The following is an 18537-nucleotide window of genomic DNA, read 5'->3' on the forward strand; positions in this document are numbered from 1 at the left end:
GACTTCCGCGACCTACCGCACCCGCTCCACGCGCCGCTCGTCCCACACCGGCTCCGGGGTCTCCCGCACCCGGCCGTCACTGCCGAAGACCAGATACCGGTCGAACGAGCGGGCGAACCACCGGTCGTGCGTGACGGCGAGCACCGTTCCTTCGAACGCCTCCAGACCCTCCTGGAGCGCCTCGGCGGACTCCAGGTCGAGGTTGTCGGTCGGCTCGTCGAGCAGCAGCGCCGTGACGCCCTGCAGTTCCAGCAGAAGGATCTGGAAGCGGGCCTGCTGACCGCCGGAGAGCCGGTCGAAGCTCTGCTCGGCCTGGTTGGTGAGCTCGTAGCGGCGCAGCCGGGACATGGCCGCGCCCCGGTCCTGTGAGTGTTCCTGCCACAGGATGTCGAGCAGGGTGCGGCCCGTCAGCTCGGGGTGGGCGTGGGTCTGGGCGAAGTGCCCGGGCACCACTCTCGCCCCCAGCTTCCACATTCCCGTGTGCGCCACGTCCTCGCCGGCCAGCAGCCGCAGGAAGTGGGACTTGCCGGAGCCGTTGGAGCCGAGTACGGCGACGCGTTCGCCGTAGAAGACCTCCAGGTCGAAGGGCTTCATCAGGCCGGTGAGTTCGAGTCCCTCGCAGGTGACGGCCCGCACGCCGGTTCGGCCGCCCTTGAGCCGCATGGTGATGTCCTGCTCGCGCGGCGGCTCGGGCGGCGGGCCCGCCTCCTCGAACTTGCGCAGCCGGGTCTGCGCGGCCTGGTAGCGCGAGGAGAGTTCATGGCTGATGCTGGCCGCCTGCCGGAGGTTCAGCACCAGCTTCTTCAGCTGGGCGTGCTTCTCGTCCCAGCGGCGGCGCAGCTCCTCGAAGCGGGCGAAGCGTTCGCGTCGGGCGTCGTGGTAGGTGTCGAAGCCGCCGCCGTGCACCCAGGCGTCGGCGCCGGCCGGGCTCGGCTCCACGGACACGATCTTCTCCGCCGCCCGCGCGAGGAGTTCACGGTCGTGGGAGACGAAGAGGACGGTCTTGCGGGTCTCCTTCAGCCGCTCCTCCAGCCAGCGCTTGCCGGGTACGTCGAGGTAGTTGTCGGGCTCGTCGAGCAGCAGCACCTCGTCGGTGCCGCGCAGCAGCGCCTCCAGCACCAGCCGCTTCTGCTCACCGCCGGACAGGGTGCGTACCTGGCGCCACTGCGCCTTGTCGTACGGCACCCCGAGCGCGGCCATGGTGCACATGTCCCACAGGGTCTCCGCCTCGTAGCCGCGTGCCTCGGCCCAGTCGGCGAGGGCCTGCGCGTACTTCATCTGCGCGGCCTCGTCGTCGACGGTCATGACGGCGTGCTCGGCCCGGTCGACGGCTTGTGCGGCCTCGCGGATCCGGGGCGGCGCCACCGACACGAGCAGGTCGCGTACGGTCGTCTCGTCCCGTACGGATCCCACGAACTGCCGCATCACGCCGAGGCCGCCGCTCACGGTGACGGTCCCGCCGTGCGGTTTCAGCTCGCCGGAGATCAGCCGCAGCAGTGTCGTCTTCCCGGCCCCGTTGGGGCCGACGAGTGCCACGACGGCCCCTTCGCCGACCCGGAAGGACACATCGCCGAGCAGCGCCCTCCCGTCGGGGAGGTAGTACTCGAGGTGCGCGGCTTCCAGATGTCCCATGAGGCGGCATTCTCCGGGCCGCGGCGCGGACTCGGCAAACCGTTATCGCTCGGCGGCGGGTCCGTCACTCGGTGTCGACGGGGCGACCGGCGGGTCCGCCCTCTCCGGCGGGTGTCACCAGCGCTCCCGCCCACGACAGCGCCTTCCATCCGTCCTCCGGTGAGCCCTCCAGGACCACCACGCCGGTGTTCCGCAGCGGACGGGCAGCGGCGAAGGGCACGTCCACGTTGTCCGCGCGGGCCGCGGTCCACATGCGGATGGCGGCGCCGTGGCTGACCATGGCGACGGTGCCGGCGCCGCTCGCGGCGGCCTCCGCGACCACGGCGTCGTACCGCGCCAGCGCCTCCGTGCCGCTCTCGCCGCCGGGCATCCTCAGCTCCGTCTCCCCCGCCGCCCACGCGAAGACCGTCTTCATGTACAGCAGTCCGTGCTCGGAGTCGCCGGGCAGCATCTCCAGGTCGCCGGCCGACACCTCGCGGATGCCGTCGCGCACCAGCGGCTCGAGCCCCCGGGCGGCGGCCAGCGGGGCGGCGGTGAGCTGGGTGCGCACCAGGGTGGAGACGTACAGGGCCTCGATGTCCTCGTCGGCCAGGGCCTCGGGCAGGGCCGCCGCCTGCTGCTCGCCGAGTGCGGTCAGGGCCGCTCCGGGTACGGCGGTGTCCAGCAGCGCCTCGACGTTGGACGGAGTCTGGCCGTGGCGTATGAGGAGCAGACGCATACAAGGAGCCTTCGTTGTCGGTCGCCACCCGTCGGACGGGAAACGGGCACTTCAGAGTACCGGCAGACGCGTGAGCCCAGCCCTCGGCCCCGCGCTCCGTCCGTCCACATGGCAAGACACTGGTCTCATCATTCGACATGCAGGCGTACGGTGAAGCGCACCGACGAAGCGTCGAACAGGGGAGTTCAGCCATGTCGAAGCCGCAGGAGACCGCCGTCTACACGCACGGGCACCACGAGTCGGTGCTGCGCTCGCACACCTGGCGGACCGCCGCCAACTCCGCGGCCTATCTCCTCGGCTCGCTGAAGCCCCACATGAGGATCCTGGACATCGGCTGCGGCCCGGGCACCATCACCACGGACCTGGCGGCCCTGGTCCCGGACGGCCATGTCACGGGCGTCGACCACGCGCCCGGCATCCTGGACCAGGCCAGGGCCACGGCGTCCGAACGCGGCCTGACGAACATCGACTTCGCGGTCGCGGACGTGCACGCCCTGGACTACCCGGACGACACCTTCTGCGTGGTCCACGCCCATCAGGTGCTCCAGCACGTCGGCGACCCCGTGCAGGCGCTGCGCGAGATGCGGCGGGTGGCGAAGCCGGGTGGGTTCATCGCCGTCCGCGACTCGGACTACGCGGCGATGACCTGGTATCCGGCCTCTCCGGGGATGGACGACTGGCTGGAGCTGTACCGGCGGGTGGCCCGCGCCAACGGCGGCGAGCCGGACGCCGGGCGCCGGCTGAAGTCCTGGGCGCTGCGGGCGGGGCTCACCGACATCACCGCCACCTCCGGCACGTGGACCTTCTCGACGCCGCAGGAGCGGCAGTGGTGGAGCGGGCTGTGGGCGGACCGGACGCTGGCGTCGGCCTACGCCGAGCGTGCCACCGAAGGCGGACACGCCACGCCGGAGCAGCTGAGGGCGGTCTCGGACGCCTGGCGGGAGTGGGGCGCGCGGGAGGACGGCTGGTTCGCCGTACTCCATGGAGAGATCCTGTGCCGAAAAGATGCCTGAATCTCCTTTTCCGGGATACCCGGGCAACAGGAGGTTCACATTATGATTGCCGTCCTTCTCGTATTGCTACTGGCGCTGATTCTTTTCGGCGCGGGATTCGCACTGAAGGCACTCTGGTGGATCGCGGTGGCGGTTCTCGTGGTGTGGCTGCTGGGCTTCCTGGTACGCGGCACCACAGCGGCCGGAGGCAGGGGCCGCTGGTACAGGTGGTAGGCCGAGAGAACTGAATCAGGCAGAAGAACTCAATCGCGCGGCAGCAGCGGTCCCAGCGGCCCGAGGTCCAGGTTCAGGTCCTCGGGCCGCAGGCCGTAGCGTTCGCGCAGTTCCGTCATGCGGTCGTCGAGGAGCATGAGCGTGAGCCCGATCCGCTCCTCCTGCTCCTCGCTGAGATCGCCCGTGTCGAAGCGGCGCAGCGCCTGACGTTCCATGAGCTGACGCAGCAACTCCACCACGGTCAGGACGAGTTTGACGAGATCGCGTTCGACCGTGTCGGGTTCCAGGTCCAGCCGGTTGCGCCGGGCTGTCATAGCAACTCTCCCCAGGGCGAGGGAACTTGTTCGTTCACCGAGCTGATCAGAGCATTGAGGTCGATGCGGACCAGGTCGACGTCCGCGATGCGCAGGGTGATGTCGCCCTTGATGACGACGCCGCCGGCCAGCAGCCGGTCGAGCAGGTCCACGAGGGCGATCTCCCGGCGTTCCACCACGGTCATGCTTCTTCCCCCGCAAAGGAATAGGCGGCCCACGGTCCGGTGAGTTCGACCCGTATTCCGACGCTGTCCACGTGGGTTTCGTCCTTCGTCCGGTCGACCAGTTCCACGAATTCCTCGGAATCCTGGCGGGGCACGAGATAGGCGGCGTTCAGTACGTTACGGCCGGAAACCCCGGACAGCGCGGGATTCTGCGGGGCGTGCATCCGCGAGTCCTCGGCATAGGCGGAGAGCGTGGTGTGCAGCCGGTTCGCGAACTCCTCCGTGCGCTGCCACATGTCCTCGTTCGCGTGCACGCGCATCCGGCGCTGGCGCAGATAGTCCCGGCCGGACGCCGGCTTCGCCGCGGGGGCGGCCTCGCTCTGCTGCGGCTCGGTGTCGGCGTACACCTTGACGCCCCACTCCACCCGGCCCTCCAGCCGGTCGAGGGTGCGCCGGAACTCGTCCTCGCGCTCTTCCAGCATCACGCGGACCCCGCTGTCGTCGCGGAAGACGGTGGCCATCCGCAGGGGCAGCGGGGTGGTGACGACGGTGAGCGCGTCGATCACGCTCTGGTGGGCCCGCGCGGTCTCGGTCAGCCAGTCCAGGTCCTCCAGACGCCGGTGGAGCGGCTCCTCCGCGAAGTCCCGCTCCGGCACGTGGCTGACCACGGCGATCAGGCCGTGATGGGACAGCATTCTGGGCGGATCGCCGGCCACGCCCTTCAGCTGTGCCTGCAGTGGCGCGCCGAAGGGGCGGCAGACGGCGTAGACGTAGCGCAGTCCGCTCATGCCCTGTCCTCCTCCTCACGCTCCCGGTCCGCGACGGCGGCCTCCAGGGTCTCCAGCCGGGCCAGCCGTTCGCGCAGCTCGGTGTTCTCGCGGGACAGTTCGTTGCGTCGGGCGCGGGAGGACAGTGCGGGGTCGTCCTCCCACCAGTCGATGCCCATCTCTTTGGCTTTGTCCACCGAGGCGACGATCAGCCGCAGCTTGATGGTGAGGAGCTCGATGTCGAGAAGGTTGATGCGAATGTCACCGGCGATCACGATGCCCTTGTCGAGCACGCGCTCCAGGATGTCGGCAAGGTTGGCGCCCGAACCCTGACCGTAGGGTTCGGGCATCCGGCCGGCCATGCTCATCGGCGGCCCCCGCCGCCGGCGTGCTCGTACTCGGGCTCGGGCTCTTCCTCAGCCTCTTCCTCTTCCTCTTCCTCGTACTCGCCCTCGGGCTCCTCGCCCTCCTCGGCCTCCTCGTCGTACTCCTCTTCCCCGCGAGGCTCCTCCTCCTCGGCGCCCTCTTCTTCCTCGTCGTACTCGGCCTCGGGCTCCTCTTCGCCCTCTTCGCCCTCTTCGCCCTCGTAGGCGTCCTCGCCTTCCTCGGAGCCCTCCTCCGAGGACTGCTGCGCCTCTTCCTCCTCGGCTATCGCGTCCTCGTGGCTGCGTACGACCTCGCCGTCGCGGATCTCACCGCGCCAGCTGTCCTCGGTCTCGCCCTTGAGGGTGATGAAGCGGACGTAGTTCTTGAGGTCGAGCCGGGCGCGGCGGCCCTGGGCGCGCCAGATGTTGCCGGTCTTCTCGAACAGACCCGAGGGGTAGTACTCGATGACCAGCAGCACGCGGGTCAGGTTGTCGTCGAGCCGGTGGAAGGAGACGACGCCCTTGGTGGTGCCCTTGGCGCCCTCCGAGGTCCAGGCGATCCGGTCGTCCGGCACCTGCTCGGTGGTCTTCGCCTTCCAACTGCGGTTGGACCAGAAGACCTTCAGCTGCCAGTCGGACTGGGTGTCGTCGGAGCGGCTCGCGCTCTTGACGCCCTTGGCGAAGGTGCTGAAGTCCTGGTACTGGGTCCACTGGTCGTAGGCGGTGCGCCGGTCCACGCCCACGTCGACGGACTCGAGGATCACCGTCGGCTTCTTGCCCGCCGCCTTCTTGCGCTTGCCCTTGCCCCCACCGAGACCCTTGAAAGCGCCCATGACCTTGTCCTTGGCGTGGGAGGCCCCGAGTTCCAGGGCGGAGCGCAGCGGCCCCTTGCCCTCAGCGAGCTTGCGACCGCCGTCCAGGGCGAGCTTGGCGAACCCGGGGCTGTTGCCCTCGGCTATGTCGTTGAGCTTGCCGGTGGTCTGGCCCAGCTTGCGGCCGACGCCCGTGAGCAGGCGGGTGGCCTGTGCGGCGAGGTACTCCTGAGCCTCGGCCTTGAGCCGGTCCGCAGCCTCGCTGTGGGCCAGGTCGGTCAGCGGGGAGGCCTTGTCGGTCGCTCCACGCGCGGCCGAAGTGGCTGATCCGACTGTCTCGGTCATCACTCACCGCCTCCCTTCGGCCGACGGGAACGGGCTGCGCGCGCGCCGCCTCCGGCCGATGCCGTCTTCTTGGCGGTCTTCTTCGCCGGTGCCTGCTTGCTCGCGGTCCGCTTGGCCGCCGTCTTCTTGGCCGGGGCCTTCTTGGCCGGGGCCTTCTTCGCGGCCGACTTCTTGGCCGGGGCCTTCTTGGCCGGGGCCTTCTTGGCGGTCCGCCTCACCGGCTCCCGGTCCTCGTCGGATTCCGAGGACTCCTCGTCCTCCTCCGCCTCCGGCTCCTCGTCCTCCGGCTCCTCGTCCTCCGGCTCTTCGTCCTCCTCCGGCTCCTCGTCCTCCTCCGCCTTCGGTTCCTCGTCCTCCTCAGGCTCCGGTTCCTCGTCGTCGTACTCCTCGCGAGGTTCCTCTTCCTCAGTGTCCTCCCGCCCGGCGTCCTCGTCCTCCTCGTCCGAGGCGAGGCCACCGGTCGCCTTGCCGGCCACGCCCGTCAGCTGGTCGCGGACCTGAGCGGTACGGCCGTGCAGGCGGTCGGCGAGGGCGTCCATCTGCCGCTCCACCATCGCGCCGGAGGCGGCCTTGCCGACACCCCGCATGTCCTCGCGCAGCTGGTCCCCGATCTCCTTGAACTGCGGATTCTTCTGCAGCTGCTGCGACATCAGGTCCGCGATCGCCCGCGGGTTCAGATGCATCCGCTTGCCGGCCACGAGCGAGCCCAGCGCGAATGCCATCTTCATTTTCTTGGTACGTCCCAGGACGTACCCGGCCCCTACCGCGAGGCCCAGTCCCACTCGGTTCATAGCGCCGTCCCGTTGCCTGTGGCCCCGCTTCTGCGGAGGCCGGTCTCAAGCCGGTCCAGGAGTTCGTCCTCCTGCCGGTCGAACTCCTCCTCGTCTATTTCTCCGGCCTCCAGCTGCTCCTCGAGCTTGGCGAGCTCGGCCCTGATCGTGGAGGGGTCGTAGTAGATCCGCTCCGCCTCCTGCACGACCTGCTTGATCACCCATCCGCTGCCGCGCACCGGGGCGAAGGGAAGCAGGACCAGCTCACTGATCAATCCCATGTGTGCTCACTCCTGGGCGATGCCCGGACCGGCTGCTGTGCCCGCGTGCTCGGCGGGGCCCGGATCGACGAAGCTGTACGGGGGCAGCGGCCCGTTGACGCGCAGCTCGATGTGCGGATGGCTGTTGCGGACCTGGTCCACCGTGGCCAGGAAGCCGTCGGCGTCGTCGCGGTCCACCAAGAAGGACACGTTGAACAGCCAGCCGCTGGACTCGGGGCCGGCGGCCACGGCCGCGGCGACGGGTTCGAGGGCCTGCTGCAGTTCGTTGGCGTCCTCGCCCTCGCGGGCCTTGACCGCGGCCACCACCATCTCGCCGAGCCTGAGCCGGTCGTCGTAACTACCGCCGCCCGCCTGCCGGTTGGCCTCGGTCATGGCGCGGATGTCCGGGTTCCCGGACATCACGAGGTGCAGTACGGCCTCTTCCTGGTGGGAGGCCTTGACGTTGTACTCGACCTTGTCCTCCAGGGCGCCCAGCCGCTCCGCGTAGTGGTCGGCGCGCTCGGTGAGGACATCCTTGACCGTGTCGTCGTCCGGTGCGACGCTGCCGAAGCGCATGGGCAGCACCACCCCGCCGGCGCCCGCCTCGGCGAGCACCGCCTGATGGGCGAGCAGGTCCTTGCGCTTGGGCCGCAGCCCCTCGGGCGCGTCGCTCACGACGGCCGCCAGCTCCCCGGCCTGCAGGACCCGCACCTGGCGGGGCGGATCACCGACGCCCACCAGGTCCTCCGGGAGCGCGGGGTGCGAACTCGCGGTGATGCCGTACACGTACGTGCTCACTCCTGCTCCTCCTTCCTGCGCGAGGCAGTGGCCTTGCGCGTGCGCGGCCGGGACTGGGTCTCCCGCTCCTGCCCCTCGTCACGCGCCTGCTTGAAGGCGCCGGATACGGTCTCGGCGGCTCCGGAGAGCGCACCCTTGGACTTGCCGCGCGCGCCGGACTCGGTCATCTCACCGACCAGGTCGGGCAGGCCGGGGTCCTTGTGCGGACCGGACTCCAGGTCCAGTCGGTTGCACGCCTCTGCGAAGCGCAGGTAGGTGTCGACGCTGGCCACGACGACACGCACGTCGATCTTCAGGATCTCGATGCCGACCAGGGATACCCGTACGAACGCATCGATGACCAGACCCCTGTCGAGGACGAGTTCCAGAACGTCGTAGAGGCCGCTGGAACCGCCCCCACCGCCGGTCTGCTGTGCCGGGACAACGGTCATGCCGACCGCGCCTCCTTGTCTGTGGTTTCGGGAATGTATGTGAGCGGGTCGGCGACCTAACGGCCGCCGGGCCGTGCATCGGCCCGCCCGCGTTCGTAACGGCGGACGCGGCGGTATCCGGTCAGTTGACCGTCGGGGTCGAGGTCGACCTGATAGCTCGCCATCAGGCTCATCGTGTCCGGCACCCGGGTCAGCTCCAGAACCTCGATCTCAAGAGACCAGCCGTCGTCGGTCTGCTCGAAGGACGAGACGCTCTCGGCGGTCATGCCCGTCAGCTCAGCGAGCTGGGTGCGCGCCTGGCGCAGCACCTCCATCGGGTTCGACCGCTTACTCGTCCCACCATTCTCTTTGTCCGAATTCTGTGACTTCTGTGAATTCTGGGATTCTTGTGAGTTTTTTGTGTCAGACATGGCCACCTCTTGTCTCCGGGTGGCCGCAATATCAGCCGCCAAACATTCATGCGCCCCGCAAGGCGTCCAGCCTGCGACGGGCGGGCCCGAGAGCGCGTTTTTTGCTCATGAGGCCGGCCCACGGGTCGCCGCGGACCTGTTCCACCGCGTCGGCGATCGTCCAACGGCGCGCGTGCAAGCCCGGGTCGTCCAGCTGGGCCCACTCCAGGGGGGTGGCCACCGGCGCCCCGGGCAGGGCGCGGACGGTGAGGGGGGCGACCGCGGTCTGCGCGTAGGCGTTGCGGCCCACGTCGAGGTAGAGCCGGTCGCCGCGGTCCTTCTTGCGGGCGGCGGTGGTGAGCCGGTCGGGGTGGGCCTCGACGAGCGCGTCGGCGACGTCCCGGGCGAACTCACGGACCTCGTCGAAGTCGTGCCGGCCGTCGACCGGCACCACGACGTGCAGGCCGCGCGAGCCGGTGGTCATCAGGGCGGAGGGCAGCTTGAGCTCGTCGAGGAGCTCACCCAGCCACCGGGCCGCCTCCCGCACCGCCGCGAAGTCGTCACTTGCCGGGTCCAGGTCGAACACCATCCGGTCGGGCCGGTTCACCCCTCCCACCCGGGACAGCCAGCGGTGCAGGGTGACAGCGGCCTGGTCGGCCAGGTACACGAGGGTGGCCACGTCGTCGCACACGGTGTGGCAGACGGTGCCGCCCTCCTTGGCCAGCTCGACCCGCGTGATCCAGTCCGGGTAGTTCTCTGGGGTGTTCTTCTGCATGAAGCGCGGGCCGTCGAGGCCGTCCGGGTGTCGCTCCAGCATCAGCGGACGGCCGCGCAGGTGAGGCAGCATGAACGGGGCGGCCGACCGGTAGTAGTCGACGAGGTCGCCCTTGGTGTACTCCTTCGCGTCGCCGCTTCCGGGGAAGAGCACCTTGTCCGCCCGGTGGACCCGCACGGTCCGGCGCCCGGACCGCACGGTCCGTCCGCCGTCGTCCCGGCTCACGACACGACCGCCTCCTCCACCAGCAGCTTCCCGGCCGCCGCGATCGACTCGGCGTCGATGCCGGCCGCGTGCAGCTGCTCGTCGGGAGAGGCGGAGCCGGGCATGCCGCGCACGGCGAGCCGCACCAGCCGCGGCACGGGCCGGCCGTCGAGGAACGCGTCCAGGACGGCGTCGCCGAGGCCGCCCTCCTCGTGGTGGTCCTCCACGGTGACCAGACAGCCGGTCTCCTCGGCGGCCCGGCGCAGCGTGAGCCGGTCGACGGGCTTGACCGAGTACAGGTCGACGACCCGGGCCCGGATGCCCTCGCGCTCCAGCGCGTCGGCGGCGGCCAGCGCCTCGTGCACGGTCACGCCGGCCGCGACGAGGGTCAGCCGGTCGTCGGAGGAGGAGCGCAGCACCTTGCTGCCGCCGATCGGGAACTCCTCGTCGGGGCCGTAGATCACGGGGCTCTCGCCGCGGGAGGTGCGCAGGTACCGGACGCCCTCGCAGCCCGCCATCGCGGCGACGAGCTGGGCGGTCTGGTTGGCGTCGCAGGGGTACAGCACGGTCGAGCCGTGCACGGCCCGCATCATCGCGAGGTCCTCCAGACCCATCTGGGAGGGCCCGTCCTGACCGATGGCGACGCCCGCGTGCGAGCCGACGAGGTTGATGCCGGCCCCGCTGATGGACGCCATGCGCACGAAGTCGTGGGCGCGGGTCAGGAAGGCGGCGAACGTGCAGGCGTACGGCACCCAGCCGCGGGCGGCGAGGCCGACGGCGGCGGCGACCATCTCCTGCTCGGCGATGTAGCACTCGAAGTAGCGCTCGGCGTGTTCCTTGGCGAAGGCCTCGGTGCGCGTGGAGTCGCCGACCTCGCCGTCGAGGGCCACGACGTCACCGCGGCCGCTGCCGAGCGCGGCCAGCGCCTCCCCGAACGCGTTGCGGGTGGCGACCTCGTCCCCCTTGTCCCAGCGGGGCAGCTCGGTGTGGCCGGTGCGCACGGCGTGCAGCATCCGGGCGGCGGGCGGTTCGTGCACCTGGACGCGGATGTCGCGGGGTCCGCCGAGCTCGGCGATGGCCTCGTCGGCGTCGGGCAGCGGCTTGCCGTGCAGGCCCTCGCGGTCCTGGACGGCCTGGACGCCCTTGCCCTTGAGGGTGCGGGCGAGGATCGCGGTGGGCTGGCCGACGGTCGAGACCGCCTCGCCGTAAGCGCGGTCGATGGCGTCCACGTCGTGCCCGTCCACCTCGATGGTGTGCCAGCCGAACGCCTGGAAGCGGCGGGCGTAGGCGTCGAGGTCGTGCCCGTGCCGGGTGGGTCCGCGCTGGCCCAGCCGGTTCACGTCGACGATCGCGGTGAGGTTGTCGAGATGCTCGTAGGCCGCGTGTTCGGCGGCCTCCCACACGGACCCCTCGGCCAGCTCGCTGTCCCCGCACAGCACCCACACGCGGTAGCCGGTGCGCTCCAGGCGCTTGCCGGACAGCGCGATGCCGACTCCGACGGGGAGCCCCTGGCCGAGCGATCCGGTGGCCGTCTCGACCCACGGCAGCCTGCGCGGGGTCGGATGCCCCTCGAGCCGGCTGCCGAGCTTGCGGAAGCTCAGCAGTTCGTCGTCGTCGACGGCGCCGACCGCCTTGTAGGCGGAGTACAGCAGCGGCGAGGCGTGGCCCTTGGACAGCACGAAGCGGTCGTTGCCTGGGTGGGCGGGGCGGTCGAAGTCGTAGCGGAAGTGGCGTGCGATCAGTACGGCCACCAGGTCCGCGGCCGACATCGAGGACGTCGGATGCCCGGACCCGGCGGCAGCCGCGGCCCGCACACTGTCGACCCTCAACTGCTGCGCGAGCTCGGTGAGTTCGGTGGTGTTCATGCGTCTCCTTCCGCGGGGGTGTCGGAACGGCGAACGGATCCGGGAGCCTGCGCGCCCTCACCATCACGCGCCTTCCCACCCGACTCGCCACCGGCCGGTGGGCCGGGTTTATTCTTCGCGGGCTCACCGCCGGGCTGGTTCTTGGCGACCTCGCCACCCGGCTGGTTCTTGGCGGGCTCGCCGCCCGGCGGGTTCTTGGCGACCTCGCCACCCGGCTGGTTCTTGGCGGGCTCGCCGCCGGGCTGGTTCTTGGCGACCTCGCCGCCCGGCTGGTTCTTGGCGACCTCGCCGCCCGGCTGGTTCTTGGCGGGCTCGCCGCCGGGCTGGTTCTTGGCGACCTCGCCACCCGGCTGGTTCTTGGCGACCTCGCCACCCGGCTGGTTCTTGGCGACCTCGCCACCCGGCTGGTTCGCTTTGGGGTGTTCCGTGTCCTCGGCCGTGGCCGCGCCCGGGCCGGAGCGGGCCTGGGACTGTGATCGGTCCTCCGGGCGGCCCGCCACGCGCGCGAGTTCCGGGGAGGCCGTGTCGAGGGGTACCGACCAGGAGCGCACGAGGCCCAACTGGACGGCCTGGCGGGGCAGTACGGCGTCCAGGAGCCAGTCCGCGGCGACCCGGACGCGGTTGCCGGGCATCGCGGCGAGGTGGTAGCCCCGGGTGACCGCGCCCGCGATCGGGCCGGACAGCGGGACGCCGAGCGGATTGGCGGCGGCCTTGACCCCGCCCAGGTCGACGACGAACCCCAGGTCCCGGTGGCTGTAGGCCCGCCGCTCACCGTGGCCCAGCGACGCGGCGACGTTGCGGCCCGCGACCTTGCCCTGCCGCCACGCGTGCTGTGCCGTCATCGGGGTGTACTGGCCGGGCTTCTCCAGATCGGGTACGGCGGCCGCGTCCCCGGCGGCGAACAACTCGGGCCGGCCCGGCACCTGCAGGTGCGGATCGACCAGCAGCCGGCCGCGTTCCATGGGCAGCCCCAGGGACTCGGCGAGCGGATCGGGCCGTACGCCCACGCACCACACCAGCGAGCGGGTGGGCACGAACTCCCCGTCGGTGAGCAGGACCCCGTCGCGCGTGGCCTCCTTCACGGAGGTGCCCATGCGCACGTCGACGCCCCGCTCGCGCAGCACGGCGTCGGCGGTGCGGGAGAGGTGTTCGTCGAGTTCGGGCAGGACCCGTTTCGCGATGTCGAGCAGCAGCCAGCGCGGCCGCATGCCCCGCCGCAGCGGATGCTTGCGGACCTGAGCGTCGGTGAACAGCTGCCCCTGCGCGGCGACTTCGGTACCGGTGTACCCCGCGCCGACCACCACGAAGGTGCAGCGCGCGGCGCAGGTCTCCGGGTCGTCCGCGGCCGCGGCCAGCTCCACCTGCCGGGTCACGTGGTCGCGCAGGTACAGCGCCTCGGGCAGCCCGCGGAAGCCGTGCGCGTGCTCGGCGACGCCCGGGATGGGCAGCAGTTTGTTGACGCTGCCGGCCGCGAGCACCAGCCGGTCGTAGGTGAGGGTTCCGCCGTCGCCCTCCGGCCCGGTGTAGTGCACGGTGCGTCCGTCGAGGTCGATCGCGTCGGCCTCGCCGAGGACCAGCCGGACGTGCGGCAGGGTGCCCGAGAGGGAGACGGTGACCCGGCGCGGCTCCAGGATGCCGGCGGCGACCTGGGGCAGCAGGGGCAGGTAGAGGAAGTAGTCGGTCGGATTCAGCAGGGTGACCTCGGCCCTGTGCCGCATCAGCCGGGACAGGGTGCGGGCCGTCTGGTACCCGGCGAAGCCGGCTCCGACGATCAGGATGCGGGGTCGAGCCACGTTTCGCCTCCGGCGCTGTCGCGTACGTCGTGCGGAAACTTCCGCGTCCCCCTGGTCAGGGCCGCCAAACGTGCGCCGGTTGCCGCTCCGGCCCCCGGGTACCCGGACCCGGACCACAACCGCCGACGTCGCGGAGGCACTCCCCCATGCCCGAGTACGGCTATTTCCTCTCGTGCGAGCAGTACGGTCCCGCGGAGCTGATCGAGCAGGCGCGGATGGCCGAGCAGGCCGGGTTCCAGTCGTTGTGGATCTCCGACCACTACCACCCGTGGAACGACGAACAGGGCCAGAGCCCGTTCGTGTGGTCGGTGATCGGCGCGCTGTCCGAGGCGGTGTCCCTGCCGATGGAGACGGCGGTGACCTGCCCGACCGTGCGGATGCACCCGGCGGTGGTGGCGCAGGCCGCGGCCACCAGCGCGGTGATGACGAACGGCGCCTTCCGGCTCGGCCTCGGTTCGGGCGAGGCGCTCAACGAGCACATCCTCGGCGACCACTGGCCGCCCGCGCACGTCCGCCTGGAGATGCTGGAGGAGGCCATCCAGATCATGCGCCGGCTGTTCGGCGGCGAGGAGGTCAACCACCGCGGCCCGCACTACACGGTGGAGAACGCCCGGCTGTACACGCTGCCGGAGGAACCCGTGCCGATCGACATCTCCGGCTTCGGACCGGCCGCCACCAAGCTGGCGGCCCGGGTCGGCGACGGCTACATCACGATGACGCCGGACCCGTCGATGGTGGAGCAGTACCGCAAGGGCGGCGGCGGCGGAAAGCCGGTCAGCGGCGGCACCAAGGTCTGCTACGACACCGACCGGGACGAGGCCGTACGGACCGTGCACCGGCTGTGGGCGAACGAGCAGCTGCCCGGCGAACTGAGCCAGGTGCTGCCCTCCCCGAAACACTTCGAGCAGGCGCAGCAGCTGGTCACCGAGGACATGGTGCGCGAGAACCGGGTGTGCGGCGGCGACGTCGACGAGCACGTGGCGGAGCTGAAGCAGTTCGCGGACGCCGGTTTCGACCGGGTCTACGTCAACCAGATCGGCCCAGACCTGCGCGGCTTCTTCGACTTCTACCGGACGAAGGTGCTGCCGCAGATCCAGCAGGTCTGAGGGGGCGGCGATGAAGCTCCAGCGGCCCGTCGTCTCCGTCTACACCGTGCCCACGGACGCCCCGGAGGCCGACGGCACGCTGTCCTGGGAGTCGACGACGATGGTGATCGCGGAGGTGTCGGCGGGCGACGCGACCGGCACGGGCTGGACGTACGGTCCGCCCGCCGTCGCCGACTTCCTGCGCGGACAGCTGGCCCCGCTGGTCGAGGGCCGGGACCCCCTCGACATCCCCGCCACGCACGACGCGATGTGCCGCTCCGTGCGCAACGCGGGCCGGCCGGGCGTGGCCGCGGGCGCGATCTCGGCGCTCGACATCGCCCTGTGGGATCTGAAGGCCCGTCTGCTCGAACTGCCGCTGGCCCGGCTGCTGGGCGTCTGCCGGGAGGAGGTCCCGGTGTACGGCAGCGGCGGTTTCACGACGTACCACGACACGCATCTGGCCGCCCAGGTCAACGGCTGGGTGCACGGACAGCACATCCCGCGCGTCAAGATCAAGATAGGTGAGGGCTGGGGCCGGGCCGTCCCCCGCGATCTGGCCCGGGTCCGCGCCGCACGCCATGTCATCGGCGACGAGGCGGAGTTGTACGTCGACGCCAACGGCGCCTACACCCGCAAGCAGGCCGTCCGGGTCGGCCATGCCCTCGCGGACCACGGCGTCGGGTGGTTCGAGGAACCGGTCTCCTCCGACGACCTCACCGGGCTGCGCCTGGTCCGCGACGCCCTGGTCTGCGACGTCACGGCCGGTGAGTACGGCTACGACCTGCCGTACTTCGCCCGCATGATCGCGGCGGGCGCGGTCGACTGCCTGCAGATCGACGCGACGCGCTGCGGCGGCATCACGGAGTTCCTCCGCGCCGCCGCCCTGGCCCAGGCCCACGGCCTGGAGGTGTCCACACACTGCGCGCCCCATGCCCACGCGGCGGCCGCCTCCTCGCTCCCCAACATCCGCCACATGGAGTGGTTCCACGACCACGTCCGCATCGAGGACATGTTCTTCGACGGCGCCCTGGACCCCACGGGCGGTTCGGTACGACCGCTGGGCGGCACGGGCCACGGCCTGACGCTCCTGGCCGACGAGGTGACGCAGTACCGGATCGGCTAGCGGCGGACCAGGGGTCGACTAGCGGCGGACCAGGCGGGTCAGCCTTCGGGCCGCCAGGACGGTGGCGCCCGCGGTCAGGGCCGCGCCGGCTCGAGTGCGGTTGCGGGAGAGCCAGTCCTGCGGGCTGCTCCCGTGGGACTCCGCGTCGAACCGCCCGTGGGCCCCGAAGTCCCGCCCGTGCGGGCCGTCCACAGGGGTCCACAGGTTGGCGGAGTCGCCGTGCTCGCCCTTGTCCTGCTGGGCCTCGAATCCCGTCCGTGCCAGGTACCGGTCCAGCACACCGGGGGCAACCGCGTTGGCGATCAGGGTGGCCACGGTGGAGCCGCCCACCCAGTACTCGCGGCGCCGGCCGTGCGAGGCGGCATGCACGATCGCCCGTCCGGCGACCTCCGGCTGGTAGACGGGAGCCACCGGCCGGGCCTGGCCCGGCATCCGGCTGAGCACCCAGTCGAACTGCGGGGTGTTGACGGCGGGCAGCTGCACCATCGTCGTACGCACACCGCTGCGGGAGTGCAGCAGCTCGCAGCGCAGCGACTCGTTGAACCCCTGGATCGCGTGCTTGGCCCCGCAGTACGCCGACTGCAGCGGAATCCCGCGGTACGCCAGCGCGGAGCCGACCTGCACGATCGTGCCGCGGTCGCGCGGCAGCATGTGACGGAGGGCGGCCCTGGTGCCGAACACGTAACCCAGGTAGGTCACTTCGGTCACCCTCTTGAACTCGTCCGGGGTGATCTCGGTGAACGGCGCGAAGACCCCGGCGAAGGCGTTGTTGACCCAGACGTCGATGTGCCCGAAGGTGTCGACGACCTTCTGCGCCGCGTCGTCGACGGCCTTGGCGTCGGCCATGTCCACGGGGACGACCAGCGCCTCGCCGCCGGCACGCTGCACGTCGTCGGCGGCCGCGGCGAGCCCCTCACGTCCCCGGGCCAGCAGGGCGACCCGGTCACCCCGGGCGGCGAAGGCCACGGCCGTGGCCCGGCCCACGCCGCCGCTGGCGCCGGTCACCACAACGGTCTTGGGGCTCCCGGGTACCCGCATTCCCAAGCGCTTGCGCACCTCGCGTCACCCCCGGTGGTGCGGGCGCTCGGGGTCGATGTTCTCCTGCGTCGGCGCCGGCGTGCCGGGCACGCCGGTCGCCGGCATCCCGGCCACGGGCGCCCCGCTCGCGCCGGCCGTGCCACCGGGCGCCACGGGCGGCACCGGCGGGTACGGCGGAACGGCGCCGCGGGTGCGGTCGCGCTCGGTGGCACCCGCCATCTCCGCCGCGTGCTCCGGAGTGGGCCGGGACGCGGAGGGACGGGCCGCACTGCGCAGGGCGAAGGCGACGACACCCAGGATCACCGCGGTGATCAGCGCGGCCGCCCACGCGGGCAGAGCGATCGCCAGCGCGAGACCCACGGCGAGGGCGAGGGCCGCTCCCGCGTAGAGGGCGACGGCGCCGGACGCGCCGTACAGCATGGCCCTGCGGCGCTGCTTGCGAGTCTGTTCGCGCAGCTCGTCGCGCACGGTCTCGCGCGCCACCTGCGCCAGCTCGTCGACCAGGTGCTTGTCCAGATGCTCCAGATGATCCAAGCCTTCCATGACTGCCGGGTACCCGTACACCCGTACGCATAACGCGCTCCGTCACGGCCGGAAAGCAGCGCGTCAGCCCAGGGGCGCCGGGTACCCGCCCGGCTCGCACGACGAAACCCTCACACAACCCATCACAGGAGTCACAGCATGACGGAGCGCACCGACGTGGTGGAGCTGCTCAAGGAGCAGCACACCCGGATCCGAGAGCTGTTCGACGAGGTGGCGAACACCAAGGGCGGGGACCGGAAGAGGCACTTCCACGATCTCGTCCGGCTCCTCGCGGTGCACGAGACCGCCGAGGAGGAGGTCGTCCACCCCTTCGCCCGCAAGAACATCGACGGCGGTGAGCTGGTCGTCAAGGACCGGATCGAGGAGGAGGAGAAGGCCAAGCAGGCCCTGTCCCGGCTGGACGACATGGATCCGGACTCGCCCGAGTTCCTGGATGAGTTCGCGGCCCTGCGCCAGGACGTCCTCGCGCACGCCGACAACGAGGAACGGTACGAGTTCGCGCACTTCGCGCGGATCGCCGACCGCGGCAAACTGGAGGCCCTGGCCCGCGCGGTGCGGGCGGCCGAGGCGCTGGCGCCGACCCGGCCTCACCCGGGCACCGACACCGCTCTGAAGAACGTGGTGGTGGGGCCGATGGCGGCCGTCGTCGACCGCACCCGTGACGTCGTACGCAAGGCGATGGGCTGACCCACGCCCGAGGGGCGGCCGGGAGCGGGGTGATCACCGGAACGGATCACCTCACCCGGCCGTCCCAACTAGGCTCGACGGCATGGACATTCTGGGAGCCACGCTGCGCATCTGCGTCGACGACCTGGAGACCGCGGTCCCCTTCTACGAACGCCTCGCGGGCGGCCACGCCCTCCGCTTCGAACGCGGGGGCGTCCAGGTGGCCGCCGTCGGCTGCTTTCTGCTGATGAGCGGGCCCGAGGCCGAGCTGGACGTGCTGCGCAAGGTGGCGGCGACGATCGCGGTGAAGGACCTCGACCAGGCCCACCGGGTACTCACCGAGCTCGGGGCCCGCATCGTCGCCGGGCCGCTGCCGACGCCGGGGGGCCGCAACCTGATCGCGATGCACCCGGACGGCACGGTGTACGAGTACGCGGACCGCAACCCGTAACGC

At 71.1% G+C, this 18537-nt stretch carries 23 protein-coding genes; 6 read left to right on the forward strand and 17 right to left on the reverse strand.

The annotated features are described in order from the left end of the window. Nucleotides 1–12 precede the first annotated feature (12 nt). Nucleotides 13–1632, reverse strand: a complete 1620-nt coding sequence (locus ACQF4J_RS11095) for an ABC-F family ATP-binding cassette domain-containing protein (RefSeq protein ID WP_351803140.1) — start codon at nt 1630–1632, stop codon at nt 13–15. Nucleotides 1633–1696: 64 nt separating this feature from the next. Next, nucleotides 1697–2350, reverse strand: a complete 654-nt coding sequence (locus tag ACQF4J_RS11100) for a histidine phosphatase family protein (RefSeq protein WP_427165550.1) — start codon at nt 2348–2350, stop codon at nt 1697–1699. 191 nt (nt 2351–2541) lie between these two features. On the opposite strand from ACQF4J_RS11100, the gene ACQF4J_RS11105 reads away from it, so the two are divergent. Together ACQF4J_RS11105 and ACQF4J_RS11110 are read left to right on the forward strand one after the other, a co-directional pair. Further along, the gene (locus ACQF4J_RS11105; protein WP_351567647.1) at nt 2542–3363 is read left to right on the forward strand and encodes a class I SAM-dependent methyltransferase; all 822 of its coding nucleotides are present in this window, start codon (nt 2542–2544) and stop codon (nt 3361–3363) included. Nucleotides 3364–3405: 42 nt separating this feature from the next. Then, complete coding sequence (locus ACQF4J_RS11110) at nt 3406–3576, forward strand: hydrophobic protein (RefSeq protein WP_351567644.1); 171 nt, start codon at nt 3406–3408, stop codon at nt 3574–3576. Between the two features lie 29 nt (nt 3577–3605). Here ACQF4J_RS11110 and ACQF4J_RS11115 read toward each other — a convergent pair whose 3' ends face one another. Genes ACQF4J_RS11115 through ACQF4J_RS11175 form a run of 13 tightly spaced genes read right to left on the reverse strand, consistent with a single transcriptional unit; the run spans nt 3606 to nt 13628 of the window. After that, a complete protein-coding gene (locus ACQF4J_RS11115; RefSeq protein ID WP_351567641.1) occupies nt 3606–3890 on the reverse strand; it encodes a gas vesicle protein K in 285 nt (94 codons plus the stop codon). Further along, a complete protein-coding gene (locus ACQF4J_RS11120; RefSeq protein ID WP_058922134.1) occupies nt 3887–4075 on the reverse strand; it encodes a gas vesicle protein in 189 nt (62 codons plus the stop codon). The genes ACQF4J_RS11115 and ACQF4J_RS11120 overlap by 4 nt, the downstream gene beginning before the upstream one ends. Beyond that, nucleotides 4072–4842: a GvpL/GvpF family gas vesicle protein gene (locus ACQF4J_RS11125; RefSeq protein WP_351567638.1), complete on the reverse strand. Its 771-nt coding sequence runs from the start codon at nt 4840–4842 to the stop codon at nt 4072–4074. The genes ACQF4J_RS11120 and ACQF4J_RS11125 overlap by 4 nt, the downstream gene beginning before the upstream one ends. Then, entirely contained in the window at nt 4839–5189 is a 351-nt protein-coding gene (locus tag ACQF4J_RS11130; RefSeq protein ID WP_351567635.1) for a gas vesicle protein, read from the reverse strand. Before ACQF4J_RS11130 ends, ACQF4J_RS11125 begins: the two co-directional genes overlap by 4 nt. Continuing rightward, complete coding sequence (locus ACQF4J_RS11135) at nt 5186–6343, reverse strand: SRPBCC family protein (RefSeq protein WP_427165551.1); 1158 nt, start codon at nt 6341–6343, stop codon at nt 5186–5188. Before ACQF4J_RS11135 ends, ACQF4J_RS11130 begins: the two co-directional genes overlap by 4 nt. Next, nucleotides 6343–7134 (reverse strand): DNA primase, encoded by a 792-nt coding sequence (locus ACQF4J_RS11140; RefSeq protein ID WP_351567630.1) that lies wholly within the window; start codon nt 7132–7134, stop codon nt 6343–6345. Before ACQF4J_RS11140 ends, ACQF4J_RS11135 begins: the two co-directional genes overlap by 1 nt. Then, nucleotides 7131–7394 carry a gas vesicle protein GvpG gene (locus ACQF4J_RS11145; protein WP_351567627.1) on the reverse strand — a complete coding sequence of 88 codons (264 nt, stop codon included), beginning with the start codon at nt 7392–7394 and terminating at the stop codon, nt 7131–7133. Before ACQF4J_RS11145 ends, ACQF4J_RS11140 begins: the two co-directional genes overlap by 4 nt. Nucleotides 7395–7400: 6 nt before the next feature. Then, nucleotides 7401–8171 (reverse strand): GvpL/GvpF family gas vesicle protein, encoded by a 771-nt coding sequence (locus tag ACQF4J_RS11150; protein ID WP_351567624.1) that lies wholly within the window; start codon nt 8169–8171, stop codon nt 7401–7403. After that, nucleotides 8168–8602, reverse strand: coding sequence for a gas vesicle structural protein GvpA (locus ACQF4J_RS11155; protein ID WP_200697848.1), 435 nt, complete (start codon nt 8600–8602; stop codon nt 8168–8170). Before ACQF4J_RS11155 ends, ACQF4J_RS11150 begins: the two co-directional genes overlap by 4 nt. Nucleotides 8603–8658: 56 nt before the next feature. After that, nucleotides 8659–9012, reverse strand: coding sequence for a gas vesicle protein (locus ACQF4J_RS11160; protein WP_351567621.1), 354 nt, complete (start codon nt 9010–9012; stop codon nt 8659–8661). A 46-nt stretch (nt 9013–9058) separates the two neighbouring features. Beyond that, nucleotides 9059–9991, reverse strand: coding sequence for a non-homologous end-joining DNA ligase (gene ligD / locus ACQF4J_RS11165; RefSeq protein WP_427165552.1), 933 nt, complete (start codon nt 9989–9991; stop codon nt 9059–9061). Then, complete coding sequence (locus tag ACQF4J_RS11170) at nt 9988–11835, reverse strand: transketolase (RefSeq protein WP_351803152.1); 1848 nt, start codon at nt 11833–11835, stop codon at nt 9988–9990. Before ACQF4J_RS11170 ends, ligD begins: the two co-directional genes overlap by 4 nt. Then, the gene (locus ACQF4J_RS11175) at nt 11832–13628 is read right to left on the reverse strand and encodes an FAD-dependent oxidoreductase (protein WP_427165553.1); all 1797 of its coding nucleotides are present in this window, start codon (nt 13626–13628) and stop codon (nt 11832–11834) included. The genes ACQF4J_RS11170 and ACQF4J_RS11175 overlap by 4 nt, the downstream gene beginning before the upstream one ends. A gap of 146 nt (nt 13629–13774) precedes the next feature. On the opposite strand from ACQF4J_RS11175, the gene ACQF4J_RS11180 reads away from it, so the two are divergent. Both ACQF4J_RS11180 and ACQF4J_RS11185 read left to right on the forward strand, forming a co-directional pair. Further along, nucleotides 13775–14734 carry an LLM class F420-dependent oxidoreductase gene (locus ACQF4J_RS11180; protein ID WP_351567605.1) on the forward strand — a complete coding sequence of 320 codons (960 nt, stop codon included), beginning with the start codon at nt 13775–13777 and terminating at the stop codon, nt 14732–14734. 10 nt (nt 14735–14744) lie between these two features. Then, entirely contained in the window at nt 14745–15836 is a 1092-nt protein-coding gene (locus ACQF4J_RS11185) for an enolase C-terminal domain-like protein (protein ID WP_427165554.1), read from the forward strand. Nucleotides 15837–15854: 18 nt separating this feature from the next. Here the strand turns inward: ACQF4J_RS11185 and ACQF4J_RS11190 are convergent, their stop codons facing one another. After that, entirely contained in the window at nt 15855–16874 is a 1020-nt protein-coding gene (locus tag ACQF4J_RS11190) for an SDR family oxidoreductase (RefSeq protein WP_351567692.1), read from the reverse strand. Nucleotides 16875–16898: 24 nt separating this feature from the next. After that, nucleotides 16899–17417: a phage holin family protein gene (locus ACQF4J_RS11195; protein WP_427165555.1), complete on the reverse strand. Its 519-nt coding sequence runs from the start codon at nt 17415–17417 to the stop codon at nt 16899–16901. A 138-nt stretch (nt 17418–17555) separates the two neighbouring features. On the opposite strand from ACQF4J_RS11195, the gene ACQF4J_RS11200 reads away from it, so the two are divergent. Beyond that, a complete protein-coding gene (locus ACQF4J_RS11200) occupies nt 17556–18104 on the forward strand; it encodes a hemerythrin domain-containing protein (RefSeq protein WP_351567596.1) in 549 nt (182 codons plus the stop codon). A gap of 82 nt (nt 18105–18186) precedes the next feature. Then, entirely contained in the window at nt 18187–18534 is a 348-nt protein-coding gene (locus ACQF4J_RS11205) for a VOC family protein (protein WP_351567593.1), read from the forward strand. Nucleotides 18535–18537 lie beyond the last annotated feature (3 nt).

This window comes from Streptomyces sp. C1-1, assembly GCF_050214755.1.
In the GTDB taxonomy this organism is placed as follows: Bacteria; Actinomycetota; Actinomycetes; order Streptomycetales; family Streptomycetaceae; genus Streptomyces.

Bases quoted from the DNA above. Each gene is read 5' to 3' on its own strand.
- ACQF4J_RS11095 (WP_351803140.1), bottom strand. From the start codon at position 1,632: ATGGGACATCTGGAAGCCGCGCACCTCGAGTACTACCTCCCCGACGGG.
- ACQF4J_RS11100 (WP_427165550.1), bottom strand. From the start codon at position 2,350: ATGCGTCTGCTCCTCATACGCCACGGCCAGACTCCGTCCAACGTCGAG.
- ACQF4J_RS11105 (WP_351567647.1), top strand. From the start codon at position 2,542: ATGTCGAAGCCGCAGGAGACCGCCGTCTACACGCACGGGCACCACGAG.
- ACQF4J_RS11110 (WP_351567644.1), top strand. From the start codon at position 3,406: ATGATTGCCGTCCTTCTCGTATTGCTACTGGCGCTGATTCTTTTCGGC.
- ACQF4J_RS11115 (WP_351567641.1), bottom strand. From the start codon at position 3,890: ATGACAGCCCGGCGCAACCGGCTGGACCTGGAACCCGACACGGTCGAA.
- ACQF4J_RS11120 (WP_058922134.1), bottom strand. From the start codon at position 4,075: ATGACCGTGGTGGAACGCCGGGAGATCGCCCTCGTGGACCTGCTCGAC.
- ACQF4J_RS11125 (WP_351567638.1), bottom strand. From the start codon at position 4,842: ATGAGCGGACTGCGCTACGTCTACGCCGTCTGCCGCCCCTTCGGCGCG.
- ACQF4J_RS11130 (WP_351567635.1), bottom strand. From the start codon at position 5,189: ATGAGCATGGCCGGCCGGATGCCCGAACCCTACGGTCAGGGTTCGGGC.
- ACQF4J_RS11135 (WP_427165551.1), bottom strand. From the start codon at position 6,343: ATGACCGAGACAGTCGGATCAGCCACTTCGGCCGCGCGTGGAGCGACC.
- ACQF4J_RS11140 (WP_351567630.1), bottom strand. From the start codon at position 7,134: ATGAACCGAGTGGGACTGGGCCTCGCGGTAGGGGCCGGGTACGTCCTG.
- ACQF4J_RS11145 (WP_351567627.1), bottom strand. From the start codon at position 7,394: ATGGGATTGATCAGTGAGCTGGTCCTGCTTCCCTTCGCCCCGGTGCGC.
- ACQF4J_RS11155 (WP_200697848.1), bottom strand. From the start codon at position 8,602: ATGACCGTTGTCCCGGCACAGCAGACCGGCGGTGGGGGCGGTTCCAGC.
- ACQF4J_RS11160 (WP_351567621.1), bottom strand. From the start codon at position 9,012: ATGTCTGACACAAAAAACTCACAAGAATCCCAGAATTCACAGAAGTCA.
- ACQF4J_RS11170 (WP_351803152.1), bottom strand. From the start codon at position 11,835: ATGAACACCACCGAACTCACCGAGCTCGCGCAGCAGTTGAGGGTCGAC.
- ACQF4J_RS11180 (WP_351567605.1), top strand. From the start codon at position 13,775: ATGCCCGAGTACGGCTATTTCCTCTCGTGCGAGCAGTACGGTCCCGCG.
- ACQF4J_RS11185 (WP_427165554.1), top strand. From the start codon at position 14,745: ATGAAGCTCCAGCGGCCCGTCGTCTCCGTCTACACCGTGCCCACGGAC.
- ACQF4J_RS11190 (WP_351567692.1), bottom strand. From the start codon at position 16,874: ATGCGGGTACCCGGGAGCCCCAAGACCGTTGTGGTGACCGGCGCCAGC.
- ACQF4J_RS11195 (WP_427165555.1), bottom strand. From the start codon at position 17,417: ATGGAAGGCTTGGATCATCTGGAGCATCTGGACAAGCACCTGGTCGAC.
- ACQF4J_RS11200 (WP_351567596.1), top strand. From the start codon at position 17,556: ATGACGGAGCGCACCGACGTGGTGGAGCTGCTCAAGGAGCAGCACACC.
- ACQF4J_RS11205 (WP_351567593.1), top strand. From the start codon at position 18,187: ATGGACATTCTGGGAGCCACGCTGCGCATCTGCGTCGACGACCTGGAG.